The following is a 24,098-nucleotide window of genomic DNA, read 5'->3' as shown; positions in this document are numbered from 1 at the left end:
GCGCGCATGAACCGCCAGGACCAGGATTGGGCCGCCAAGCCCGGCTTCAACCTGTCGAAGTGGGCGCTGGACCACCCGGCGCTCACGCGCTACCTGATGGTGGTGCTGATGGTGCTGGGCTTCGCCGCGTACTTCCAGCTGGGGCAGGACGAGGACCCGCCGTTCACCTTCCGCGCGATGGTCGTGCGCACCTACTGGCCCGGCGCCACGTCGCAGCAGGTGGCCGAGCAGGTGACCGACAAGATCGAGCGCACGCTGCAGGAAGTGCCGTACGCCGACATCATCCGCAGCTATTCCAAGCCGGGCGAGTCGCAGATCATTTTCCAGATCAAGGACTCGTCGAAGCCTGCGGACGTGCCCAACGTCTGGTACACGGTGCGCAAGAAGATCGGCGACATGCGCCAGACCCTGCCGCAAGGCGTGCAGGGGCCGTTCTTCAACGACGAATTCGGCGACGTGTACGGCGTGATCTACGCGCTGGAAGCCGAGCCGGGCTTCAGCTACGCCGAGCTCAAGGACTTCGCCGACGATGTGCGCCAGCAGCTGCTGCGCGTGCCCGACGTGGCGAAGGTGGAGCTGTTCGGCGTGCAGGACGAGAAGCTGTACATCGAGATCTCGCAGAAGCGCCTGGCGCAGCTGGGCCTGGACCTGAACCAGGTGCTCGCGCAGCTGGGGCAGCAGAACGCGGTGGAATCGGCCGGCGCCGTGCAGACGCCGCTGGACGTGGTACAGGTGCGCGTGGCCGGCCAGTTCCAGGCCGTGGAGCAGCTTGCCGCGATGCCGATCCGCGGCAGCTCGGGCAGTCAGCTGAAGCTGGGCGACATCGCCGACATCAAACGCGCCTACGTCGATCCGCCGCAGATCAAGGTGCGGCACGACGGCAAGGAGGTGATCGCGCTGGGCGTGTCCATGGCCAAGGGCGGCGACATCATCCGCCTGGGGCAATCGCTGAAGTCGGCGTTCCATCGCATCGAGGACGGGCTGCCTGCCGGCATCAAACTGGTTCAGTTCCAGGACCAGCCCAAGGCGGTGGCGACTTCGGTCAACGAGTTCGTGCGCACGCTGGTCGAGGCCGTGGTCATCGTGCTGGCCGTCAGCTTCCTCAGCCTGGGCCTGCACAAGCGGCCGGACGCGGGCCTGCCGGTGTGGAAGCGCTGGTATGTGGACATTCGCCCCGGCCTGATGGTGGGCATCACCATCCCGCTGGTGCTGGCGGTGACCTTCCTGGCGATGGACTACTGGGGCATCGGCCTGCACAAGATCTCGCTGGGCTCGCTGATCATCGCGCTGGGCCTGCTGGTGGACGACGCCATCATCGCCGTCGAGATGATGGTGCGGAAGATGGAAGAGGGCTACGACAAGGTCCGTGCCGCCACCTTCGCCTATGAAGTGACCGCGATGCCGATGCTCACCGGCACGCTGATCACCGCCACCGGCTTCCTGCCCATCGGTTTGGCCAAGTCCACGGTCGGCGAGTACACGTACGCGATCTTCGCGGTCACGGTGATCGCGCTGGTGCTCAGCTGGTTCTGCTCGGTGTACTTCGTGCCCTACCTGGGCCAGCTGCTGCTCAAGCCCAAGCCGGTCACCGGCGACCACCATGAGCATTTCGACACGCCGTTCTACCGGCGCTTTCGCCGCACGGTGAACTGGTGCGTGGAACATCGGTGGCTGACCATCGGCGCGACGCTGCTGGTGTTCGCGCTGGGCATCGTGGGCATGGGCAAGGTGCAGCAGCAGTTCTTCCCCGATTCCAGCCGGCCCGAGATCCTGGTGGCGCTGTGGTCGCCGGAAGGCACCTCGTTCACCGCCAACGAAGCCGCGGCCAGGCGCGTGGAAGCGCGGCTGCGCAGCGAGCCCGGGGTGACGGAGGTCAGCGCGTGGATAGGCTCCGGCGTGCCGCGCTTCTACCTGCCGCTGGACCAGGTGTTCCCGCAGACCAACGTGTCGCAGCTGATCGTGATGCCGCAGGACCTGAAGACGCGCGAGGCGCTGCGGGTGAAGCTGCCGGCGCTGCTGGCCGAGGAATTCCCCGAGGTGCGCGGCCGCGTGACGCTGCTGCCCAACGGGCCGCCCGTGCCCTATCCGGTGATGTTCCGCGTGACCGGCCCCGACCCCGCGCAGCTGCGCACCTACGCCGACGAGGTGAAGGCCGCGATGCGCGCCAGCCCCAACACGCGCGGCGTGAACGACAACTGGAACGAGTCGGTGAAGGTGCTGCGGCTGGAAGTGGACCAGGCCAAGGCGCGCGCGCTGGGCGTCACCAGCCAGTCGATCGCGCAGGCTTCGCGCACCATCCTGGCCGGCACCACGGTGGGCCAGTACCGCGAAGGCGACCGCCTGATCGACATCGTGCTGCGCCAGCCGCTGGAAGAGCGCAACGCCATCACCGACCTGGGCAACGCCTACCTGCCCACCGCTTCGGGCAAGTCGATCCCGCTGACGCAGATCGCCAAGCCGGTGTTCACCTGGGAGCCGGGCGTGATGTGGCGCGAGAACCGCGAGTACGCCATCACCGTGCAGGGCGACATCGCCGAGGGCATGCAGGGCGCCACGGTCACCGAGGAGCTGCTGCCCAAGCTGCGCCAGATCGAGGCCAAGTGGAACCCGACTTACCGCATCCACGTGGCGGGCGCGGTGGAGGAAAGCTCCAAGGGGTCGTCGTCCATCTCGGCCGGCGTGCCCATCATGCTGTTCATCACCTTCACGCTGCTGATGCTGCAGCTGCAAAGCTTCAGCCGCGCGATGCTGGTGTTCCTGACGGGGCCGCTGGGCATCGCAGGGGTCGCCGGCGCGCTGCTGTTGCTGGACCGGCCGTTCGGTTTCGTCGCGCTGCTGGGCGTGATCGCGCTGATGGGGATGATCCAGCGCAACTCGGTGATCCTGATCGACCAGATCGAGCAGGACCGCGCGCACGGCGTGCCGGCGTGGGACGCCATCGTCGAGTCGGCGGTGCGCCGCCTGCGGCCCATCGTGCTAACCGCCGCCGCGGCCGTGCTGGCGATGATCCCGCTCTCGCGCTCGGTGTTCTGGGGACCGATGGCGGTGGCGATCATGGGCGGCCTCATCGTGGCGACGGTGCTGACCCTGCTGGCGCTGCCCGCCATGTACGCCGCCTGGTTCCGGGTGCGCCGGGACGGCGCGCAACCGGCTCAGCCGATGCTCGCGGAACCCGTGCCGGCATCAAGGTAAAATCGCGGGCTGACCGAATCCGGGCGGGCGGCTGGTGTGCAACACGGCCGCCCGCCCCGCTTTTGGACCGCGCGGGTGGCGAAATTGGTAGACGCACCAGGTTTAGGTCCTGACGCCTTCACCGGCGTGTCGGTTCGAGTCCGACCCCGCGCACCACAGACCCATCGCAAGAGAGAAGCACCATGGCCGTGAACGTTGAAACCCTCGACAAGCTGGAGCGCAAGATCACCCTGACGCTGCCCACCAGCGTGATCCAGACCGAAGTCGACAGCCGCCTCAAGCGCCTGGCGCGCACCGTGAAGATGGACGGCTTCCGTCCGGGCAAGGTGCCGCTCAACGTCGTGGCTCAGCGCTACGGCTACTCGGTGCACTACGAGGTGATGAACGACAAGGTTGGCGAGGCTTTCGCGCAGGCTGCTAACGAGGCCAAGCTGCGCGTGGCCGGCCAGCCCAAGATCACCGAGAAGCAGGAAGCGCCCGAGGGCCAGCTGGCCTTCGACGCGGTGTTCGAGGTGTTCCCCGAAGTGAAGCTCGGCGAGCTGGCCGGTGCGGAAGTCGAGAAGCTGTCCGCCGACGTGAGCGACGCCGCCATCGACAAGACGCTGGACATCCTGCGCAAGCAGCGCCGCACCTTCGCCCAGCGTGCCCAGGCCGACGCTGCGCAGGACAACGACCGCGTCACCGTCGACTTCGAAGGCAAGATCGACGGCGAGCCCTTCCAGGGCGGCAAGGCCGAGGACTTCCAGTTCCTGGTCGGCGAAGGCCAGATGCTCAAGGAGTTCGAGGACGCCGTGCGCGGCATGAAGTCGGGCGAGAGCAAGACCTTCCCGCTGGCCTTCCCGGCCGACTACCACGGCAAGGACGTGGCGGGCAAGACGGCCGACTTCCTGGTCACCGTGAAGAAGATCGAAGCCGCCAAGCTGCCCGAAGTGAACGAGGAATTCGCCAAGTCGCTGGGCATCGGCGAAGGCACGGTGGGCGCGCTGCGCGCCGACATCAAGAAGAACCTGGAGCGCGAGGTCAAGTTCCGCCTGCTGGCCAAGAACAAGCAGGCCGTGATGGACGCGCTGGTGGCCAAGGCCGAGCTGGACCTGCCCAAGAGCAGCGTGCAGGCCGAGATGGATCGCATGGTGGAAGGCGCCCGCGCCGACCTGAAGCAGCGCGGCATCAAGGACGCCGACAAGGCCCCGATCCCCGACGACATCTTCCGCCCGCAGGCCGAGCGCCGCGTGCGCCTGGGCCTGGTGGTGGCCGAGCTGGTGCGCGCCAACAACCTGGGCGCCAAGCCCGAGCAGATCCGCGCCCACGTGGAAGAGCTGGCCGCCAGCTACGAGAAGCCGGAAGACGTTGTGCGCTGGTACTACAGCGACAACCGCCGCCTGGCCGAGGTGGAGGCCATCGTCATCGAGAACAACGTCACGGATTTCGTGCTGTCCAAGGCGCGGGTCTTGGACAAGGCGGTGTCGTTCGACGAACTGATGGGCCAGCAGGGCTGAAGCCCGCCCGGCGCCGGAAAAACCGGCGCCACGCGCCCCCGGGGCTCGCGTCCGGACTTGCAAGTCCGGGCCCGGGCCCCATCTCATTTGCGGCTACAGTTGAAGCCGCACTAACCAGATTCCCATGAGCGCACTTGACACCCAGGCCCTCGGCATGATCCCGATGGTCATCGAGCAGTCCGGCCGCGGCGAGCGGTCCTACGACATCTATTCGCGCCTGCTGAAGGAGCGCGTGGTGTTCCTCGTCGGGCCGGTGAACGACCAGACCGCCAACCTGGTGGTCGCCCAGCTGCTGTTCCTCGAGAGCGAGAACCCCGACAAGGACATCTCGTTCTACATCAACTCCCCCGGCGGCAGCGTCAGCGCCGGCATGGCGATCTACGACACGATGAACTTCATCAAGCCGGACGTCTCCACGCTGTGCACCGGCATGGCCGCCAGCATGGGCGCGTTCCTGCTGTCCGCCGGCGCCAAGGGCAAGCGGTTCTGCCTGCCCAACTCCAAGGTCATGATCCACCAGCCGCTGGGCGGCATGCAGGGCCAGGCCACGGACATCGAGATCCACGCCAAGGACATCCTGAAGACGCGCGCCACGCTGAACAAGATCCTGGCCGCCAACACCAGCCAGCCGCTGGAGAAGATCGAGCGCGACACCGAGCGCGACTATTTCCTGTCGGCGGACGAAGCCAAGGACTACGGCCTGGTCGACCAGGTCATCGCCAAGCGGCCCTGAGCGCGCGCCAGCCCCTCCGCGCCGGCCCCCGCGGCCGGCGCGCCGTTTCCGCCCGGTTGCTCTACAACAACGGCGTCCTCTCCGACAGGGGGCGCCGGGGGCCTATTGGTTATCATTGAAATTCCACCCGACGGAACACCGACCCATGGCCGACAAGAAGGGCTCAACCAGCGAGAAAACGCTTTATTGCTCGTTCTGCGGGAAGAGCCAGCACGAGGTCAAGAAGCTCATCGCGGGACCTTCGGTCTTCATCTGCGACGAGTGCATCGACCTGTGCAACGAGATCATCCGCGACGAGCTTCCCGCGGGTGAGGAGCAGCGCGAGGCGCGGGGCGACCTGCCCACGCCCGCAGAGATCAAGGCCAACCTGGACAACTACGTCATCGGCCAGGAAGTCGCCAAGCGTGCCCTGTCGGTCGCCGTCTACAACCACTACAAGCGGCTGCGCCACAAGGACAAGGCCAAGAAGGACGAAGTCGAGCTCGCCAAGAGCAACATCCTCCTGATCGGTCCCACCGGCAGCGGCAAGACGCTGCTGGCGCAGACGCTGGCGCGCATGCTGGACGTGCCTTTCGTGATGGCCGACGCCACCACGCTGACCGAAGCCGGCTACGTCGGCGAGGACGTCGAGAACATCATCCAGAAGCTGCTGCAGAGCTGCAACTACGAGGTGGAACGCGCCTCGCGCGGCATCGTGTACATCGACGAGATCGACAAGATCTCGCGCAAGTCCGACAACCCCAGCATCACGCGCGACGTGTCGGGCGAGGGCGTGCAGCAGGCCCTGCTGAAGCTCATCGAGGGCACCATGGCCAGCGTGCCGCCGCAGGGCGGGCGCAAGCACCCGAACCAGGACTTCCTGCAGATCGACACGACCAACATCCTGTTCATCTGCGGCGGCGCCTTCGCCGGCCTGGAAAAGGTGATCGAGCAGCGCACCGAAGGCTCGGGCATCGGCTTTGGCGCCGCGGTCAAGAGCAAGAAGGAGCGTAGCCTCACCGACGTCTTCCGCGAGGTCGAGCCCGAAGACCTGATCAAGTTCGGCCTGATCCCCGAACTGGTGGGCCGCATGCCGGTGGTCGCCACGCTGGCCGAGCTGTCCGAGGACGCCCTGATCCAGATCCTGACCGAGCCGAAGAACGCGCTGGTCAAGCAGTACGCCAAGCTGTTCTCGATGGAGGGCGTGGACCTGGAAATCCGCCCGAACGCGCTGCGCGCCATTGCGCGCAAGGCATTGCAACGCAAGACCGGCGCGCGCGGGCTGCGGTCCATCGTCGAACAGTCGTTGATCGATACCATGTTCGAGTTGCCCAACACGGCCAACGTCGACAAGGTGGTGGTGGACGAGTCCACCATCGAAGAGAACAAGCCGCCCCTGCTGGTCTACCGCGAAGCGGCCAAGAAGGCCTGATTGCGGCGCGAGAACGGCCTGATTTCCGCCCCGCCTGGCCCCAGCCTCGCGAAATCCCCGGTGATCCGAGGTCTTCTTCCCGCCCACGGCCGGGCCGTGCGGGTTGAAAATGTCCCTTTCCGGCGCAACTACGGCCGGTAACCCCAAGGATTCTCATGTCCGGACACACCCCCCTGCCGCCCACCCCGATCGACCTGCCGCTGCTGCCGCTGCGCGACGTGGTGGTCTTTCCCCACATGGTGATCCCGCTGTTCGTGGGCCGGCCCAAGAGCATCAAGGCGCTGGAAGCCGCGATGGAAGCCGAGCGCCGCATCATGCTGGTGGCGCAGAAGGCCGCGGCCAAGGACGAGCCTTCCGTCAACGACATGTTCGAGGTCGGCTGCGTCTCCACCATCCTGCAGATGCTGAAGCTGCCGGACGGCACCGTGAAGGTGCTGGTGGAAGGCCAGCAGCGCGCCAACGTGAACAAGATCGAGGAGGGCGATGCCCACTTCGTGGCCACGGTCACGCCGGTGGAAGCGCTGCCCGACAGCCGCTCCAGCGAGATCGAGGCGCTGCGCCGCGCGGTGATGCAGCAGTTCGACCAGTACGTGAAGCTGAACAAGAAGATCCCGCCGGAGATCCTCACGTCCATCTCGAGCATCGACGACCCGGGCCGCCTGGCGGACACCATCGCCGCGCACCTGCCGCTGAAGCTCGACAACAAGCAGATCGTGCTGGACCTGGCCGACATCAAGGCGCGGCTGGAGAACCTGTTCGAGCAGATCGAGCGCGAGGTGGACATCCTCAACGTCGACAAGCGCATCCGCTCGCGCGTGAAGCGCCAGATGGAGAAGAACCAGCGCGACTTCTACCTGAACGAGCAGGTCAAGGCCATCCAGAAGGAGCTGGGCGAAGGCGAAGAGGGCGCCGACATCGAGGAGATCGAGAAAAAGATCAAATCGGCCAAGATGCCCAAGGACGCGCTGAAGAAGGCCGAGGGCGAGCTGAAGAAGCTGAAGCTGATGTCGCCCATGTCGGCCGAAGCCACCGTGGTGCGCAACTACATCGACGTGCTCACGGGCCTGCCCTGGAGCAAGCGCACCAAGATCAAGCACAACCTCGGCCACGCCGAGGACGTGCTGAACGAGGACCACTGGGGCCTGGAGAAGGTCAAGGACCGCATCCTCGAATATCTCGCGGTGCAGCAGCGCGTGGACAAGGTGAAGGCGCCCATCCTGTGCCTGGTCGGCCCGCCCGGCGTGGGCAAGACCTCGCTCGGCCAGTCCATCGCGAAGGCGACGGGCCGCAAGTACGTGCGCATGGCGCTGGGCGGCATGCGCGACGAGGCGGAAATCCGCGGCCACCGCCGCACCTACATCGGCGCGCTGCCGGGCAAGGTGCTGCAGTCGCTGTCGAAGGTGGGCACGCGCAACCCGCTGTTCCTGCTGGACGAGATCGACAAGCTGGGCACCGACTTCCGCGGCGACCCTTCCAGCGCGCTGCTGGAAGTGCTGGACCCCGAGCAGAACCACACGTTCAGCGACCACTACGTCGAGGTCGACTTCGATCTGTCCGACGTGATGTTCGTGGCGACGTCCAACTCGATGAACATCCCGCCGGCACTGCTGGACCGGATGGAAGTGATCCGCCTCTCGGGCTACACCGAGGACGAGAAGGCCAACATCGCCATCCGCTACCTGCTGCCCAAGCAGATGAAGAACAACGGCGTGAAGGACGAGGAGCTCAAGGTCACCGACGATGCCGTCCGCGACATCGTGCGCTACTACACGCGCGAAGCGGGCGTGCGTTCGCTGGAACGCGAGCTGGGCAAGATCTGCCGCAAGGTGGTCAAGGGCCTGCAGCTGAAGAAGATGACCCCGCAGGTCGTCGTCACGCCGGAGAACCTGAACGACTTCCTGGGCGTGCGCAAGTTCACCTACGGCCGCGCCGAGAAGCAGAACCAGGTGGGCCAGGTGGTCGGCCTCGCGTGGACCGAGGTCGGCGGCGACCTGCTCACCATCGAGGCGGCGCTGATGCCCGGCAAGGGCGCCATCCAGCGCACGGGTTCGCTGGGCGACGTGATGAAGGAATCCGTCGAGGCCGCGCGCACCGTCGTGCGCAGCCGCTCGCGCGTGCTGGGCATCAAGGACGAAGTGTTCGAGAAGAAGGACATGCACATCCACGTGCCCGACGGCGCCACGCCCAAGGACGGTCCCAGCGCGGGCATCGCGATGACCACGGCCATCGTGTCGGCGCTGACCGGCATCCCGGTGCGCGCGGACGTCGCGATGACCGGCGAGATCACGCTGCGCGGCGAGGTCACGGCCATCGGCGGCCTGAAGGAAAAGCTGTTGGCCGCGCTGCGCGGCGGCATCAAGACGGTGCTCATCCCGGAAGAGAACACCAAGGACCTGCAGGACATTCCCGAGAACGTGAAGAGCGGCCTCGAGATCGTGCCGGTGAAGTGGATCGACCGCGTGCTGGAGATCGCGCTCGAGCGCCAGCCCACGCCGCTGACGGAAGACGAAGCGCCGGCTGCATCGTCCGCGGCCGACGGCAAGGGCACCGCCGCGCCCGCTTCGGTGAAGCACTGAAAAGTTTTTTCGGGCACCTGTCGGGGTGCCCGAAAAAACGCGCTACAATAGCGGACTCACGCGGGAGTAGCTCAGTTGGTAGAGCGCAACCTTGCCAAGGTTGAGGTCGCGAGTTCGAGACTCGTCTCCCGCTCCAGGTTCCAGGGGAAGCATCGACTTCCCCGCCGATAGAAAAAGGGAAGCACTGCTTCCCTTTTTTGTCGGTACAGACGAATGTCTGTGAAGGACATGGGCGCGTTAGCAAAGCGGTTATGCAGCGGATTGCAAATCCGTTTAGATCGGTTCGACTCCGGTACGCGCCTCCAGTCGCATTCGCCTCGATGGTGAAATTGGCAGACACAGCGGACTTAAAATCCGCCGCTTAGCTGAAAGGCGGCGTGCCGGTTCGATCCCGGCTCGAGGCACCAGGACGCTGCAAATGGCCCAATACGACAACGCCCCCTTCGAAATCCACGTGCATGGCGACGTGCCGCTTCGCGCGGACGTCACCTACGCCCAGTTGCAGGAAGCGCTCAAGCCCCTGTGGCGCTACGCCGGCGCGCGCTCGCTCGCCGACGGTGCCGAGAGCGCCTACGAGGAAGAGCCGGGCATCAAGTTCGACGCGCACGAGCACCTGCTGACCATGTGCTGGACCATCAACGGCGACGAGGATTTCCGCCAGCAGCTCGACGAGATGTGCATGAGCCTCAACGAACTGGCCGAGCAGGGCGCCGCCATCGAGGTGACCTTCTACGACGCCGAGTTCGACGAGGAAGAGGAACCGCCCGAAGCCGAGTCGCGCGACGACTTCATCATGCTGTTCGTCGGCCCGACGCCCGCGGCCATCATGCAGGTGCAGCGCGACCTGCTGGTCGAGGACGTGGTGAACCTGATGGAGCGCCACTTCGACAGCCAGGAACTGGGCGGCGTCGTGGCCGAGATCGACAAGCTGTTCTCGCAACGCTTCGACGCGCTGGTCAGCTCGCTGGAGATCGGCAAGCCGCCGCGCGGCGGTGGCGGCGGCGGCAGCCACGGTGGCGGGCGGCGTCCGCGCCACCTGCATTGAACTGAAGACGAACGCGGCCCGTGTGGCCGCGTTTTCTTTTGGCGCCAGACAAGGAGAAGACATGGCCCTGTTTTCGCAAGAGGCGCTCAATCCCGGCGTGCGCAAGCGCGAGGTGTTCGGCTGGGCCATGTACGACTTCGCCAACTCGGGCTACACGACGGTGGTCATCACCGCGGTGTTCGCGGCCTACTTTGTGGGCGGTGTCGCAGGCAAGGCCCCGTGGGCCACGTTCGCGTGGACGCTGGCGCTGAGCGTGTCGTACGCCATCGTGATGTTCACCATGCCCAGCCTGGGCGCGTACGCCGACCTTCGCGCGGCGAAGAAGCGCATGCTGGCGGTGGTGACGGCCGGCTGCGTGGCCAGCACGGCGGCGCTGGCTTTCGCGGGCCCGGGCTCGGTGGCGCTGGCGATGCTGCTGATCGTCGTGTCCAACACCTTCTATAGCTACGGCGAGTCGCTCACCGCGGCTTTCCTGCCGGAACTGGCGCGCCCGGAGTCGATGGGCAAGGTCAGCGGCTGGGGTTGGGGCTTCGGCTACTTCGGCGGCATGCTGGCGCTGGGCCTGTGCCTGGGCTACGTCATCTGGGCACAGGGGCGGGGCATCCCGGCCAATCGCTTCGTGCCCGTCACCATGGTGCTCACCGCGGTGATCTATGGACTGGCTTCCATGGCGACCTTCAAGCTGCTGCGCGAGCGCGCCGAGCCCAATCCGCAGATGCTCCGCCAAGGCGGCGTGCGCGCCTCGCTGGCGCAGCTGCGGCAGACGTTCTCGCAGGCGCGCCGGTACGGCGACTTCATGTGGCTGATGGCCTGCGCTGTTTTTTACCAGGGCGGCGTCGCGGTCGCCGTGGCGCTGGCCGCCATCTATGCGGAGCAGGTGATCGGTTTCCAGCAGCAGGAAACCATGGTGCTGGTCTTCGTGCTCAATCTCGCGGCCGCCGGCGGCGCGTTCGCGTGGGGCTACCTGCAAGACCGCATCGGCCACAAGCTGGCGTTGGGCAGCACGCTGGTGGGCTGGGTCGTGACGTGCGTCATCGCGGCGGTCAGCACGACCAAGGGCCAGTTCTGGTGGGCCGCGGGCATCGCTGGACTGTGCATGGGGTCCAGCCAGTCGGCAGGTCGTGCGATGGCCGCGATGTTCGCGCCGAAGCGGCAGTCGGCGGAGTTCTTCGGCCTGTGGACCTTCGCGATCCGGCTGGCCAGCATCCTGGGGCCGCTGACCTACGGTGCCATCACCTGGGCCACGGGCGGCGACCAGCGCACCGCGATCCTGTCGACCACGGCGCTGTTCATCGCGGGGTTGGTGCTGCTGCTGAAGGTGGACGTCGCGCGCGGCCGCGCGGCGGCGCAGGCGACGGACGAGGAGGAAGAGGCCAGGTCAGCCGGCACCTCGCTGGTGCCGGCCTGAGCCGCCGTTACGCGACGGCCAGCGGGATGTTCTTGAACTCGCCGCTGGCGATGCGCTTGCTCCACTCGGCCGGACCGGTGACGTGCGCGCTGGTGCCGCCGGCATCCACCGCCACCGTCACGGGCATGTCGACCACGTCGAACTCGTAGATCGCTTCCATGCCCAGGTCTTCGAAGCCCACCACCTTGGCGGTCTTGATCGCCTTGGACACCAGGTAGGCAGCGCCGCCCACGGCCATCAGGTAGGCCGACTTGTGCTTCTGGATCGCCTCGATGGCGGTGGGGCCGCGCTCGGCCTTGCCGATCATCGCGATGAGGCCGGTCTTGCTCAGCATCATGTCGGTGAACTTGTCCATGCGCGTGGCCGTGGTCGGGCCCGCGGGGCCCACCGCTTCGTCGCGCACCGGGTCTACCGGACCGACGTAGTAGATGACGCGGTTGGTGAAGTCCACCGGCAGCTTCTCGCCCTTGGCCAGCATGTCCTGGATGCGCTTGTGCGCGGCGTCGCGACCGGTGAGCATCTTGCCGTTCAGCAGCAGCGTGTCGCCCGGCTTCCAGCTGGCGACTTCTTCCTTCGTCAGCGTGTCCAGGTTGACGCGCTTGCTCTTCTGCGTGTCGGGCTGCCAGTCCACCTTGGGCCACAGGTCCAGCGAGGGCGCTTCCAGGTACACGGGACCGGAGCCGTCCAGCACGAAGTGCGCGTGGCGCGTGGCCGCGCAATTGGGGATCATCGCCACCGGCTTGCTGGCCGCGTGCGTGGGGTACATCTTGATCTTGACGTCCAGCACGGTGGTCAGGCCGCCCAGGCCCTGCGCGCCGATGCCCAGCGCGTTGACCTTCTCGTACAGCTCCAGCCGCATCTCCTCGACCTGCGACAGCTTCTCGCCTTTGGCGGCCTTGGCCTGCAGCTCGTACATGTCCAGGTCGTCCATCAGGCTTTCCTTGGCCATCAGCACGGCCTTCTCGGCGGTGCCGCCGATGCCGATGCCCAGCATGCCCGGCGGGCACCAGCCGGCGCCCATGGTGGGCACCGTCTTGAGCACCCAGTCGACGACGCTGTCGCTGGGGTTGAGCATGACCATCTTGCTCTTGTTCTCGCTGCCGCCGCCCTTGGCTGCGACCGTAACGTCCACCTTATCGCCGGGCACCAGCTCCGTGAAGATGACCGCGGGCGTGTTGTCCTTGGTGTTCTTGCGCGCGAACTGCGGGTCGGCCACCACGCTGGCGCGCAGCATGTTGTCCGGGTGGTTGTAGCCGCGGCGCACGCCTTCGTTGACGGCGTCTTCCAGGCTGCCGGTGAAGCCTTCGAAGCGCACGTCCATGCCGATTTTCAGGAACACGTTGACGATGCCGGTGTCCTGGCAAATGGGCCGGTGGCCGAACGCGCTCATCTTGCTGTTGGTCAGGATCTGCGCGATGGCGTCCTTGGCCGCCGCGCTCTGCTCGCGCTCGTATGCGCGGGCCAGGTGGGCGATGTAGTCGGCGGGGTGGTAGTAGCTGATGTACTGCAGCGCCGCCGCGATGGATTCGATGAGGTCGGACTGCTTCAGGGTGGTGGTCATGGCGGAAGGAGGGGCTGGCAGGGAAGCTGGCACACGGGGCCCGCCGCCTCTGGCAGGATGGGCGGGCAACCCGCATTTTGACAGCTGTGCCGGCACAGTCCGACAGGAGAGCCCATGGCCACCCGCACCGAGAAAGACACCTTCGGCCCGATCGAAGTCCCGGCCGATCGCCTGTGGGGCGCGCAGACGCAGCGCTCGCTGCAGAACTTCGACATCTCCGGCGAACGCCAGCCGCGCGAGCTCATTCGCGCGCTGGTGCAGGTCAAGCGTTCATCGGCCGTCGCCAACCATCTGCTCGGCCTGCTGGACCAGCGCAAGGCGTCGGCCATCATCGCGGCGGCCGACGAGGTGCTGGGTGGGCAGCACGCGGACGAATTCCCGCTGGTGGTGTGGCAGACGGGCTCGGGCACGCAGACCAACATGAACGTCAACGAGGTGCTGGCCAACCGCGCGAGCGAGCTGCTGGGCGGCCCGCGCGGAGAAGGGCGGCTGATCCACCCGAACGACGATGTCAACCGCAGCCAGTCGTCGAACGACGTGTTTCCCACGGCGATGCACGTCGCTGCCGTGGACGCCATCCGCAACCGCGTGCTGCCCGCGCTGCAGCGGCTGAAAGGCACGCTGGCGGACAAGAGCGAGGCCTTCCGCGGCATCGTGAAGATCGGCCGCACGCACCTGCAGGACGCCACGCCGCTCACGCTGGGCCAGGAGTTTTCCGGCTACGTCGCGCAGCTGGAGCAGGCAGACCGCCATCTGCACGCCAGCTTGCCGCACCTGTGCGAGCTGGCGCTTGGGGGTACGGCCGTCGGTACGGGGCTGAACGCACCTCCCGGCTACGCGGAGGCCGTCGCGAAGGAACTCGCGCGGCTCACGGGCCTGCCGTTCGTCACCGCGCCGAACAAGTTCGAGGTGATGGCCGCGGCCGATGCGCTGGTGCATGCGCACGGCGCGCTGAAGACGCTGGCGGCCAGCATGATGAAGATCGCCAACGACGTGCGCTGGCTGGCCAGCGGGCCGCGCAGCGGCATCGGCGAACTGCGCATCCCGGAGAACGAGCCCGGCTCTTCCATCATGCCGGGCAAGGTCAACCCCACGCAGAGCGAGGCGGTGACCATGCTGTGCTGCCAGGTGTTCGGCAACGACGTCGCCATCAACTTCGGCGGCGCTTCCGGCAACTTCGAGCTGAACGTGTTCCGGCCCATGATCGCGCACAACTTCCTGCAGAGCGCGCGCCTGCTGGCCGACGGCATGAAGAGCTTCAACGACCACTGCGCGGCGGGCATCGAACCGAACACGGAACGCATTCAGGAACTGGTGGACCGCTCGCTGATGCTGGTGACCGCGCTCAACCCGCACATCGGCTACGACAAGGCCGCCGAAATCGCGAAGAAGGCGCACAAGGAAGGCACGACGCTGCGCGAAGCCGCGCTGAAGACCGGCTACGTGACCGGTGAGCAATTCGACCAGTGGGTGCGGCCGGAGAAGATGATCGGGTAGGGGGCGGACCCCCTTACGCAGAGGACGCGGAGGTCCCGCAGAGGAGGTCGCGGAGAAATGAAAAAGCGCAAAGGAATCGAATTCCTCTGCGCTCTCTGCGGGACCTCTGCGATCTCCGCGTAAGGGTGTCCGCCTTTACAGCGTGTCGATGAAGCTGCGCAGCTTGTCGCTGCGGCTGGGGTGCTTCAGCTTGCGCAGCGCCTTGGCTTCGATCTGGCGGATGCGCTCGCGGGTGACGTCGAACTGCTTGCCGACTTCCTCCAGCGTGTGGTCCGTGCTCATTTCGATGCCGAAGCGCATGCGCAGCACCTTGGCTTCGCGCGGCGTGAGCGAGTCGAGGATGTCCTTCACCACGTCGCGCAGGCCGGCCTGCATGGCCGCCTCGATGGGCGCGGTGTTGTTGGTGTCCTCGATGAAATCGCCCAGGTGGCTGTCGTCGTCGTCCCCGATCGGCGTTTCCATGGAGATCGGCTCCTTGGCGATCTTCATGATCTTGCGGATCTTGTCCTCCGGGATCTCCATCTTGGCCGCCAGGATGCTGGCGTCCGGCTCGAAGCCGAATTCCTGCAGGTGCTGGCGCGAGATGCGGTTCATCTTGTTGATGGTCTCGATCATGTGCACCGGGATGCGGATGGTGCGCGCCTGGTCGGCGATCGAGCGCGTGATGGCCTGGCGGATCCACCACGTGGCGTAGGTCGAGAACTTGTAGCCGCGGCGGTATTCGAACTTGTCGACCGCCTTCATCAGGCCGATGTTGCCTTCCTGGATCAGGTCCAGGAACTGCAGGCCGCGGTTGGTGTACTTCTTGGCGATGGAAATCACCAGGCGCAGGTTGGCCTCGATCATCTCCTTCTTCGCGTCGCGCGACGAGGCCTCGCCCTCGTTCATGCGCTTGTTGATCTCCTTGAGCTCGTGCAGCGGCACCACCACGCGCGCCTGCAGGTCGCTCAGCTTCTGCTGCAGTTCCTGGATGGGCGGCACGTTGCGCGCGATCACGGTGCTCCACGGCTTGCCGGCCGTGGCCTGCTTCTCCACCCACTTCAGGTTCAGCAGGTTGGGCGGGAATTCCTTGATGAAGGTTTCCTGCGGCATGCCGCACTTGTCCACGATGATGCGGCGCAGCTCGCGTTCCTTCTTGCGCACGTCGTCGACCTGCGCGCGCACCATGTCGCACAGCTTCTCGATGGTCTTGGCCGTGAAGCGGATGGTCATCAGCTCTTCGCTGAGCGCGTGCTGGGCCTTCTGGTAGGCGGGCGTGCCCCAGCCTTCCTTGTCGTAGACCTTGTGCACCTTCTCGAACAGGCCGGCGATGCGGTCGAAGCGCTCCAGCGCCTGCGCCTTCAGCTCTTCCAGCTTCTTGGTCAGCGCCTTGGAGCCGCCGTTGCCGTCGTCGTCGTCGTCCGCGTCGAACTCGTCGAAGTCTTCCTCGGCGACGTAGTCGTCGGCTTCGTTCGGGTTGGAGAAGCCGTCGACGATGCTGGAGATGACGACCTTGCCTTCGCGAATCTCGCCGGCCAGGCGCAGGATCTCGTGGATGGTGGCGGGCGAGGCGGAGATCGCCTCCATCATGGCCATCAGGCCGCCTTCGATGCGCTTGGCGATCTCGATCTCGCCTTCGCGCGTGAGCAGTTCCACCGTGCCCATCTCGCGCATGTACATGCGCACCGGGTCGGTGGTGCGGCCGAATTCGCTGTCCACCGTGGACAGGGCGGCTTCGGCTTCCTCTTCCGCTTCCTCCACCGTCGCCGCCGTCGGCGTGGTGTTGTTCAGCAGGAGCATCTCGGCGTCGGGCGTCTGCTCGTACACCGCCACGCCCAGGTCGTTCAGCATGGTGACCACGACTTCCAGCGTCTCGGCGTCCACCAGCTTCTCGGGCAGGTGGTCGGTGATCTCGCCGTGGGTCAGGTAGCCGCGCGTCTTGCCCAGCGTGATCAGCGTCTTCAGGCGCTGGCGGCGCTTGGTCATCTCCTCTTCGGAGAGGATGGTCTCGTCGAGGCCGAACTCCTTCATCAAGGCCCGTTCCTTGGCCTTGCTGATCTTCATGCGCAGCGGCTTGACCTTCTCGGTGGTCTCCGTCGCGGCCGGTTCTTCCGCGAACTCGGCCTCGATGTCGGACAGGTCGTCTTCCTCGACGGCTTCCGGCTTCTCGTTGCCGGCCTTCGGCTTGCGGCCGCGCTTGGCGCCGGCGGCCTTGGCGGGGGCGCCGGCTTCGGCGGAGGCGGCCTTGGGCGGGCGGCCCGGCTTCTTCTTCACGGGCTCGTCCGCCGGCACGGCGGTGGCGACCTTGGCGGTCTTCTTCGGCTCTTCCTTGGCGGCTGCCTTGTCCTTGGGCGAGGTCTTGGTACTGCTGGGCACGGGTTGGGCTTTCGTGGTGGGCTTGGCGGCGGCCTTCGCCTGGGGCGCGGAGGTCTTGACGACCTTCAACGCGGCCTTGGCGGCAGGCTTCGCGGGTTTGACCGGTTTTTTCGCGCTCGGTTTCGCTGCGGGCTTGGCAAGCTTCACGGACTTCGATGCGGGCATGGACGACCTCGGAACGACACGGAAACAGGATGCGCCACAAAACTACCCGGCGCGGGCGAAGGGGCACGGACGAGTCCGGGCCCCCGTTGGGCAAGATGGGTGGGCGAACATTTGGGGTGCAGTCCTTGCGGTTGGTGGCGCTGTCGTGCCCGCTGTGGGTGCACGGTCGGCCGGCCCGGAGGTGCTGCTGTCGCTCTTGCCGCTGACGAACCCTACATTATATCTTTTCTTTGGGATTTCAAGACCTTAGCGCGTGTGCTTGCGGGCCAGCAGGTCCTTCTGACGCAGGCTCAGCTCGCGCAACCGGTCCACGCGGCCGGGGTCGCTCTGGGGCAGCCGGTTGGCCTCGTCGATGGCACTGGCCGTCAGGTCCAGGTGGATCTCCAGCATCGAGCGGCCCAGGTCCTGCTCGGCCGTGTCCACGTCCTCGACCATGCGGCTGAGCGGCTGGCTTTCGTCGTAGGCCATCAGTTCCGCCGCCTTGGGCTGGAAAGCCTGGCCTTCCAGCCCGGCCTGCAGCGCGGCCCAGGGCTGGCCACCGTGTTCGTGCACCCCGGCGTCGATCCACGAAAACAGGTCGCCCAGCGGCGGCTGCAGGCCGCACAGCACCTCGTGGTCGTGGTGCGTCAGGCGCTCCCACGCGGACGAGTTGCGCAGCACCAGCCGCGCGATGGTTTCGGCGAAGGCGATCGTCTTGCCCTTCACCGGCTGGCGCACGCCGCTGCCGTACGCGCGCGGCTCACGGCGTTCGCGGTCGCCCCTGTTGCCGCGGGCGGGCCTGGATGCCCCCGGCAGGCGCCAAAGTTCCGCCAGCTCGTGCGTGCCGACCTGCGATCGCTCGGCAATGGACGCGAACAGCTGCCGCTTCAGCGCGCCTTCCGGCAACAGCGACCACAGCGGCTGCGCCACGGTCAGCATGCGCGAGCGGCCTTCCGCGGTGGACAGGTCGCAGTCTTCCGACGCGGCTTCCAGAAGGAACACGCTCAGCGGCACGGCCTGGCGGACATAGCGCTGGAACTCGTCGCGCCCGAACTCGCGGATGAAGCTGTCCGGGTCGTGCTCGGGCGGCAGGAACAGGAACTTCACCGTGCGCGTGTCGGTGGCATAGGGCAGGGCGCCGTCCAGCGCCTTGCGTGCCGCGCGCCGGCCTGCCGCGTCGCCGTCGAAGCCGAAGACCACCGCGTCGGTAAAGCGGAACAGCTTGTGCACGTGCTCGGGCGTGCAGGCGGTGCCCAGCGTGGCCACGGCATTCGGGAAGCCCAGCTGCGCCAGGGCCACCACGTCCATGTAGCCCTCGGTGACCAGCACGTAGCCTTCCTCGCGGATGGCATTGCGCGCCTCGTACAGGCCATACAGCTCGCGGCCCTTGCTGAACACCGGCGTCTCGGGCGAGTTCAGGTACTTGGGCTTCTCGTCGCCGAGCACCCGCCCGCCGAAACCGATGCACTCGCCCTTGACGTTGCGGATGGGGAACATCACGCGGTCGCGGAAGCGGTCGTAGCGCTTGGAATCTTCTTCGTTGACGATGACCAGGCCGCTTTCGGCCAGCAGCGGGTCGTCGTAGTTCGGAAAGACGCTGGCCAGGCTGCGCCACCCTTCCGGCGCGTAGCCCAGGCCGAATTGCTTGGCGATCTCGCCGGAAACGCCCCGGCGCTTGAAGTAGTCGATGGCGCGCGGCGATCCGCGCAGGTGCTTGCGGTAGGCCTGCCCGGCCTTTTCCAGCACGTCGCTGAGGGTCTGCTGCTTCTGGCGCTGCTGCGCGGCCTTTTCGCGGTCCTGCGGCGAGCGGTCGTCTTCCGGCACCTCCATGCCGTACTGGCCGGCCAGGTCCTTCACCGCGTCGACGAAGCCCATGCCGGCGTGCTCCATCAGGAAGCCGACGGCGTTCCCGTGCTTGCCGCAGCCGAAGCAGTGGAAGAACTGCTTGGTGGGCGAAACCGTGAAGGAGGGCGACTTTTCGCTGTGGAACGGGCACAGGCCCTGGAAGTTGGCGCCGGCCTTCTTCAGCTGCACGTAGCGGCCGACGATCTCGACCACGTCGGCACGGGCCAGCAACTCCTGGATGAACGACTGGGGGATGGCCATCGGCTCGGTATTCTTACCTAATGCACGGTCCCGATTCCGGGATGTCGCCGTCCTGCTTAAAGTAGGCGCGCCGCGGTACGAGCGCCGCGAGCGAGGAGACATCCCCATGGCCAGCATCTTCGACCAGGACCTGCCGCGCAACGCGGCGAATTTCGCGGCCATCACGCCGCTGTCGTTCCTCGAGCGGGCGGCCGAGGTCTATCCCGACCGGCTGGCCGTCGTGCACGGTCCCGTGCGCCGCACCTGGTCCGAGACTTACGCGCGCTGCCGGCAGCTGGCTTCCGCACTGGCCGCGCGCGGCATCGGCAAGGGCGACACGGTGGCCGTGATGCTGCCCAACACGCCGCCGATGGTGGAGGCGCACTTCGGCATCCCGATGGCCGGCGCGGTGCTCAACGCGCTGAACACGCGGCTGGACCCGGAATCCATCGCCTTCACGCTGGACCATGGTGAAGCCAGGGTGGTCATCGTCGATCCGGAATTCGCGCCCGTGATGAAGAAGGCGCTGGCGCTGCGCAAGGGCACGGCGCCGCTGCTGGTGATCGACGTCGAAGACCCGGTGTTCACCGGCCCCGCCGAGCGCCTGGGCGAGACGACCTACGACGCTTTCGTCGCCGGCGGCGATGCGCAGTTCGAATGGCAGATGCCGGCCGACGAGTGGGACGCCATCGCGCTGAACTACACCAGCGGCACCACGGGCAACCCGAAGGGCGTGGTCTACCACCACCGGGGCGCGGCCACCAACGCGGTGTCCAACATCCTCGAGTGGGACATGCCCAAGCACGCGGTCTACCTGTGGACGCTGCCCATGTTCCACTGCAACGGCTGGTGCTTCCCGTGGACCGTCGCGGCACGCGCCGGCGTGAACGTCTGCCTGCGCCGCGTGGAAGCGGGCGCGATCATCGACGCCATCAAGACCCACGGCGTCACCCACTACTGCGGCGCGCCCATCGTGCACGGCATGCTGGTGAACGCGCCCGACGAATTGAAGAAAGGCCTGCCGCGCGGCGTGAAGGCGATGGTGGCCGGTGCCGCGCCGCCCGCTTCGATGATCGAGGGCATGGAGCGCCTGGGCTTCGACCTAACGCACGTGTACGGCCTGACGGAGGTGTACGGCCCCGCCACCGTGTGCCCCAAGCACGAGGAATGGGAATCGCTCGACATCGGCGAGCGGGCCCGCCTGAACGCGCGCCAGGGCGTGCGCTACCACCTGCAGCAGGGCGCGATGGTGATGAACCCGGCGACGATGGAGCCCGTGCCGTGGGACGGCGAGACCATGGGCGAGATCATGTTCCGCGGGAACATCACGATGAAGGGCTACCTGAAGAACCCCAAGGCCACGCAGGAAGCCTTCGCGGGCGGCTGGTTCCACACCGGCGACCTGGCGGTGCAGTACCCCGACGGCTACATCAAGATCAAGGACCGCAGCAAGGACATCATCATCTCCGGCGGCGAGAACATCTCGTCGATCGAGGTGGAAGACGTGCTGTACCGCCACCCCGACGTGCTGGCCGCGGCGGTGGTCGCCCGGCCCGACCCGAAGTGGGGCGAGACGCCCTGCGCGTTCGTCGAGTTGAAGGCAGGCGCGAGGCTCGCACCGGAAGACATCGTCGCGCATTGCCGCAAGCACCTGGCCGGGTTCAAGGTGCCCAAGGCCGTCGTCTTCGGCGAACTGCCCAAGACCAGCACCGGCAAGATCCAGAAGTTCGAGCTGCGCAAGCAGGCGGGCTCCGCGCAGGCCATCGACGTCTAGCGCTCATCCGCACGGTTTCGACGGCGGGGCCCCGCGAAAGCCGCAGGCCCGCCATACTCGGCGGCATGCCGATCCTGAGTCCCGCCGCCGCGAAAGTGGTCGCCGGCCCCGGCGCGTTCGCGCGCCGGGTGGTGGCGGGCTTCATCCGCAACCAGGGCCTGCTGCTCGCGGGCGCGGTGGCGTACTACGCGTTGCTCTCCGTGGTGCCGCTGCTGATCCTGGCCGTGATCGGGTTGTCGCACCTCGTGGACCAGGCCGAGCTGCTGGACACGATCGGCCGCTACCTGGAGTTGTTGCTGCCGGGACAGTCGCGCGCCGTGCTGGGCGAGCTGGGTTCCTTCGTGGCGCACCGCGACGTCGTCGGCTGGGTGCTGCTCGGCACCATGCTGTTCTTCAGTTCGCTCGCCTTCACCGTGCTGGAGAAGGCGATGTCGGTGATCTTCCTGCACCGCCTGACCGTGCGCAGGCGGCATTTCCTGGTCTCGGCGCTGCTGCCGTACTGCTACATCGTCTGCCTGGGCGTGGGTTTGCTGGTGGTGACGCTGGTGGCGGGCAAGCTGCAGACACTGGGTGACGAGAGCCTCCTGCTGTTCGGGCACGAGTGGTCGCTGAGCGGCCTGTCGGGCCTGCTGCTCTACCTGCTGGGGTTCGTGGGCGAGGTGTTCCTGCTGACCTCGATCTACATGGTGATGCCGACGGGACGCCTCACCTGGCGACACGCGCTGACCGGCGGAGTGACGGCGGCGCTGCTGTGGGAGATCACGCGCCACGTCCTGGTGTGGTACTTCGCGCGGCTGTCCAAGGTGAACATCGTCTACGGCTCGCTCACCACCGCCATCGTGGTGCTGCTGAGCCTGGAGATCGCCGCCACGCTGCTGCTGCTGGGCGCGCAGGTGATCTCGGAATACGAGCGGCTGGGCCGCGAGCCCATGCCCGCGTCCCGGCCGCACTGACGGGCGTCAGTCGCCCATCACGATGCCTTCGCGCCGCGGATCGGCGCCGCCGAACCAGAACAGCTCGCCGTGCGCCTGGCCGCGCGTGATGGCCTGCAGGCCGCTGGTCAGCGCCTGTTCGCGCACCTCCGCGCCGCGGGCGCGCAGCGCTTCAACCGTCGCGGGCGGGAAGCGCTTTTCTTCCAGCAGGGTCGGGCCGTTCAGCGAAGCGAAGTTGGGCAGGTTGATCGCCTGCTGCGGCGTCATGCCCCAGTTCAGCACGCCGTACAGCGTCTTGGCGGTGAAATGGATGATCAGCGCGCCGCCCGGGCTGCCGCCGCTCATCACCAGTTCGTTGCTCGCCTTGTCGAACACCAGCGTCGGCGCCATCGACGAGCGCGGGCGCTTGCCCGGCTGCACGCGGTTGGCCACCGGCTGGCCCTGCGCGTCGGTGGGCGCGAAACTGAAGTCGGTGAGTTCGTTGTTCAGCATGAAGCCGCGCACCATCTGGCGCGAGCCGAACTGGTCTTCGATGGTGGTGGTCATCGCGATGGCGTTGCCGTACGGGTCGACGATGCTGATGTGCGAGGTGCCGTGCTCGATCTGGTCAGGCATCGGCGCGTAGCTCATGCGGGTGGCGGCCGGGTTGCCAGCCTGCGCCACCTTCATGCTTTGCGGGCCGATCAGCTTGGCGCGTTCGGCCAGATAGGCCGGGTTCAGCAGCGTCATCCAGTTGCCGCCGGGCGGCTGCACGAAATCGGGATCGCCCAGGTACTGGCCGCGGTCGGCGAAGGCCAGGCGCGAAGCCTCCGTGTACAGGTGCAGCCAGTCGGCGGTGGGCAGGCCGTTGACGGGCGCGATGCTGCCCGCGTTGGTGTTGGACAGGATGCCCAGGATCTGGCCCACCGCGATGGCGCCCGAACTCGGCGGCGGGAAGCCGCAGATGCGGTAGTCCTTGCCGGCGGCCGCTCGGTAGTCGCTGCAGATCGGCGCGCGCTTCTTCGGCTGGTAGTTGGCCAGGTCGGCCATCGTCAACTTGCCCGGGTTGGTCGGGTGCTTCTGCACCTTGTCGACGATGGCCTGCGCGATGTCGCCTTCGTAGAAGGCCTTGGGCCCTTCGCCGGCGATGCGGCGCAGCACCTTGGCCAGCTCGGGGTTCTTCAGCACGGAACCCACGTCGAGCGGCTGGCCGTCGGCCTTGAAGAAGTAGGCGAGGGCGGCCGGGTCCTTCTTCAGGTGTGCGTCGCTCGCGACCAGCGTGTTCAGCCGCGGGCTGACGCGGAAGCCCTGTTCGGCCAGCGTGATGGCCGGCTGGAACAGCGTGGCCCAGGGCAGCTTGCCGTATTGCTTGTGCGCCATTTCCAGCACGCGCAGCGTGCCGGGCGTGCCGACCGAGCGGCCGCCCACGACCGCCTCGTAGAAAGGCAGGGGCTTGCCGTCGGCGCCGAGGAACAGCTTTTCGTCGGCCGACGCGGGCGCCGTCTCACGGCCGTCAAAAGCCTCGACGTCCTTGCCGTTGAAGTGCAGCAGGAAGGTGCCGCCCGCGATGCCACTGGATTGCGGTTCGACCAGCGCCAGCACCATCTGCACCGCGATGGCCGCATCGACGGCGGAGCCGCCCGCCTTGAGGATCTGGTAGCCCGCGTCGGTGGCCAGCGGGTTGGCTGCGGCGACCGCGAACTTGCGCGTGGCCCAGCCGGGCTTCTCGGTGTAGCCTGAAGCAGCCTCCGGCTGCACCGGGGGCTGGTACTGGAAGCTGGAAGGCGGGGTGCCGGCGCAGCCGGCGACCACCGCGGTGAAAGCCAGGGCCGTGAGCTTGAGTTTCATCGCGTCTCCTCTTTGCGGGGAGCGCATCGTAAACCCGAGGCCCTCAGGGTTGGCCCTGAGGC

The 24,098-nt window shown here is 66.9% G+C and carries 14 protein-coding genes and 4 tRNA genes; 14 read left to right on the top strand and 4 right to left on the bottom strand.

The window, feature by feature from the left end:
• Positions 1 to 6 precede the first annotated feature (6 nt).
• The 11 genes from EZ216_RS05940 to EZ216_RS05890 all read left to right on the top strand — a co-directional run bounded on the left by EZ216_RS05940 (position 7) and on the right by EZ216_RS05890 (position 11,861).
• Positions 7 to 3,192 carry an efflux RND transporter permease subunit gene (locus EZ216_RS05940; RefSeq protein WP_135248706.1) on the top strand — a complete coding sequence of 1,062 codons (3,186 nt, stop codon included), beginning with the start codon at positions 7 to 9 and terminating at the stop codon, positions 3,190 to 3,192.
• Between the two features lie 69 nt (positions 3,193 to 3,261).
• A tRNA-Leu gene (locus EZ216_RS05935) sits at positions 3,262 to 3,348 on the top strand.
• 26 nt (positions 3,349 to 3,374) lie between these two features.
• Positions 3,375 to 4,688: a trigger factor gene (gene tig, locus EZ216_RS05930; RefSeq protein WP_135248704.1), complete on the top strand. Its 1,314-nt coding sequence runs from the start codon at positions 3,375 to 3,377 to the stop codon at positions 4,686 to 4,688.
• Between the two features lie 124 nt (positions 4,689 to 4,812).
• On the top strand, positions 4,813 to 5,421 hold the full coding sequence (gene clpP, locus EZ216_RS05925) for an ATP-dependent Clp endopeptidase proteolytic subunit ClpP (protein ID WP_135248702.1): 609 nt from the start codon (positions 4,813 to 4,815) through the stop codon (positions 5,419 to 5,421).
• Positions 5,422 to 5,566: 145 nt separating this feature from the next.
• On the top strand, positions 5,567 to 6,832 hold the full coding sequence (gene clpX / locus EZ216_RS05920) for an ATP-dependent Clp protease ATP-binding subunit ClpX (RefSeq protein ID WP_135248700.1): 1,266 nt from the start codon (positions 5,567 to 5,569) through the stop codon (positions 6,830 to 6,832).
• 155 nt (positions 6,833 to 6,987) lie between these two features.
• Positions 6,988 to 9,408 carry an endopeptidase La gene (gene lon / locus EZ216_RS05915; protein ID WP_135248698.1) on the top strand — a complete coding sequence of 807 codons (2,421 nt, stop codon included), beginning with the start codon at positions 6,988 to 6,990 and terminating at the stop codon, positions 9,406 to 9,408.
• A gap of 60 nt (positions 9,409 to 9,468) precedes the next feature.
• Positions 9,469 to 9,544, top strand: a tRNA-Gly gene (locus tag EZ216_RS05910).
• Between the two features lie 95 nt (positions 9,545 to 9,639).
• Positions 9,640 to 9,713: transfer RNA gene (locus tag EZ216_RS05905), tRNA-Cys, on the top strand.
• Positions 9,714 to 9,722: 9 nt separating this feature from the next.
• Positions 9,723 to 9,815 (top strand) — tRNA-Leu (locus tag EZ216_RS05900).
• 11 nt (positions 9,816 to 9,826) lie between these two features.
• Positions 9,827 to 10,453: a DUF6806 family protein gene (locus tag EZ216_RS05895; RefSeq protein ID WP_135248696.1), complete on the top strand. Its 627-nt coding sequence runs from the start codon at positions 9,827 to 9,829 to the stop codon at positions 10,451 to 10,453.
• A 61-nt stretch (positions 10,454 to 10,514) separates the two neighbouring features.
• A complete protein-coding gene (locus EZ216_RS05890) occupies positions 10,515 to 11,861 on the top strand; it encodes an MFS transporter (protein WP_135248694.1) in 1,347 nt (448 codons plus the stop codon).
• Between the two features lie 7 nt (positions 11,862 to 11,868).
• Here EZ216_RS05890 and EZ216_RS05885 read toward each other — a convergent pair whose 3' ends face one another.
• Positions 11,869 to 13,422 (bottom strand): fumarate hydratase, encoded by a 1,554-nt coding sequence (locus EZ216_RS05885; protein ID WP_135248692.1) that lies wholly within the window; start codon positions 13,420 to 13,422, stop codon positions 11,869 to 11,871.
• 114 nt (positions 13,423 to 13,536) lie between these two features.
• Here EZ216_RS05885 and fumC point away from each other — a divergent pair, with 114 nt between their 5' ends.
• Positions 13,537 to 14,919, top strand: a complete 1,383-nt coding sequence (fumC, locus tag EZ216_RS05880) for a class II fumarate hydratase (protein ID WP_135248690.1) — start codon at positions 13,537 to 13,539, stop codon at positions 14,917 to 14,919.
• 135 nt (positions 14,920 to 15,054) lie between these two features.
• Here fumC and rpoD read toward each other — a convergent pair whose 3' ends face one another.
• Positions 15,055 to 17,439: an RNA polymerase sigma factor RpoD gene (gene rpoD / locus EZ216_RS05875; RefSeq protein WP_135248688.1), complete on the bottom strand. Its 2,385-nt coding sequence runs from the start codon at positions 17,437 to 17,439 to the stop codon at positions 15,055 to 15,057.
• Positions 17,440 to 17,685: 246 nt separating this feature from the next.
• The gene (gene dnaG, locus EZ216_RS05870) at positions 17,686 to 19,524 is read right to left on the bottom strand and encodes a DNA primase (protein WP_135248686.1); all 1,839 of its coding nucleotides are present in this window, start codon (positions 19,522 to 19,524) and stop codon (positions 17,686 to 17,688) included.
• A gap of 106 nt (positions 19,525 to 19,630) precedes the next feature.
• Between dnaG and EZ216_RS05865 the strand changes: the two genes are divergently transcribed.
• Together EZ216_RS05865 and EZ216_RS05860 are read left to right on the top strand one after the other, a co-directional pair.
• Positions 19,631 to 21,277: an acyl-CoA synthetase gene (locus EZ216_RS05865; protein WP_135248684.1), complete on the top strand. Its 1,647-nt coding sequence runs from the start codon at positions 19,631 to 19,633 to the stop codon at positions 21,275 to 21,277.
• Between the two features lie 65 nt (positions 21,278 to 21,342).
• Positions 21,343 to 22,230 carry a YihY/virulence factor BrkB family protein gene (locus EZ216_RS05860; RefSeq protein WP_135248682.1) on the top strand — a complete coding sequence of 296 codons (888 nt, stop codon included), beginning with the start codon at positions 21,343 to 21,345 and terminating at the stop codon, positions 22,228 to 22,230.
• A gap of 6 nt (positions 22,231 to 22,236) precedes the next feature.
• Here EZ216_RS05860 and ggt read toward each other — a convergent pair whose 3' ends face one another.
• Entirely contained in the window at positions 22,237 to 24,036 is a 1,800-nt protein-coding gene (gene ggt, locus EZ216_RS05855) for a gamma-glutamyltransferase (RefSeq protein WP_135248680.1), read from the bottom strand.
• Positions 24,037 to 24,098: the final 62 nt, after the last annotated feature.

Source organism: Ramlibacter humi (assembly GCF_004681975.1).
GTDB lineage: Bacteria > Pseudomonadota > Gammaproteobacteria > Burkholderiales > Burkholderiaceae_C > Ramlibacter > Ramlibacter humi.
Note: the sequence above shows the minus strand (reverse complement) of the source record. Positions and strands in the feature narration are given on the sequence as shown.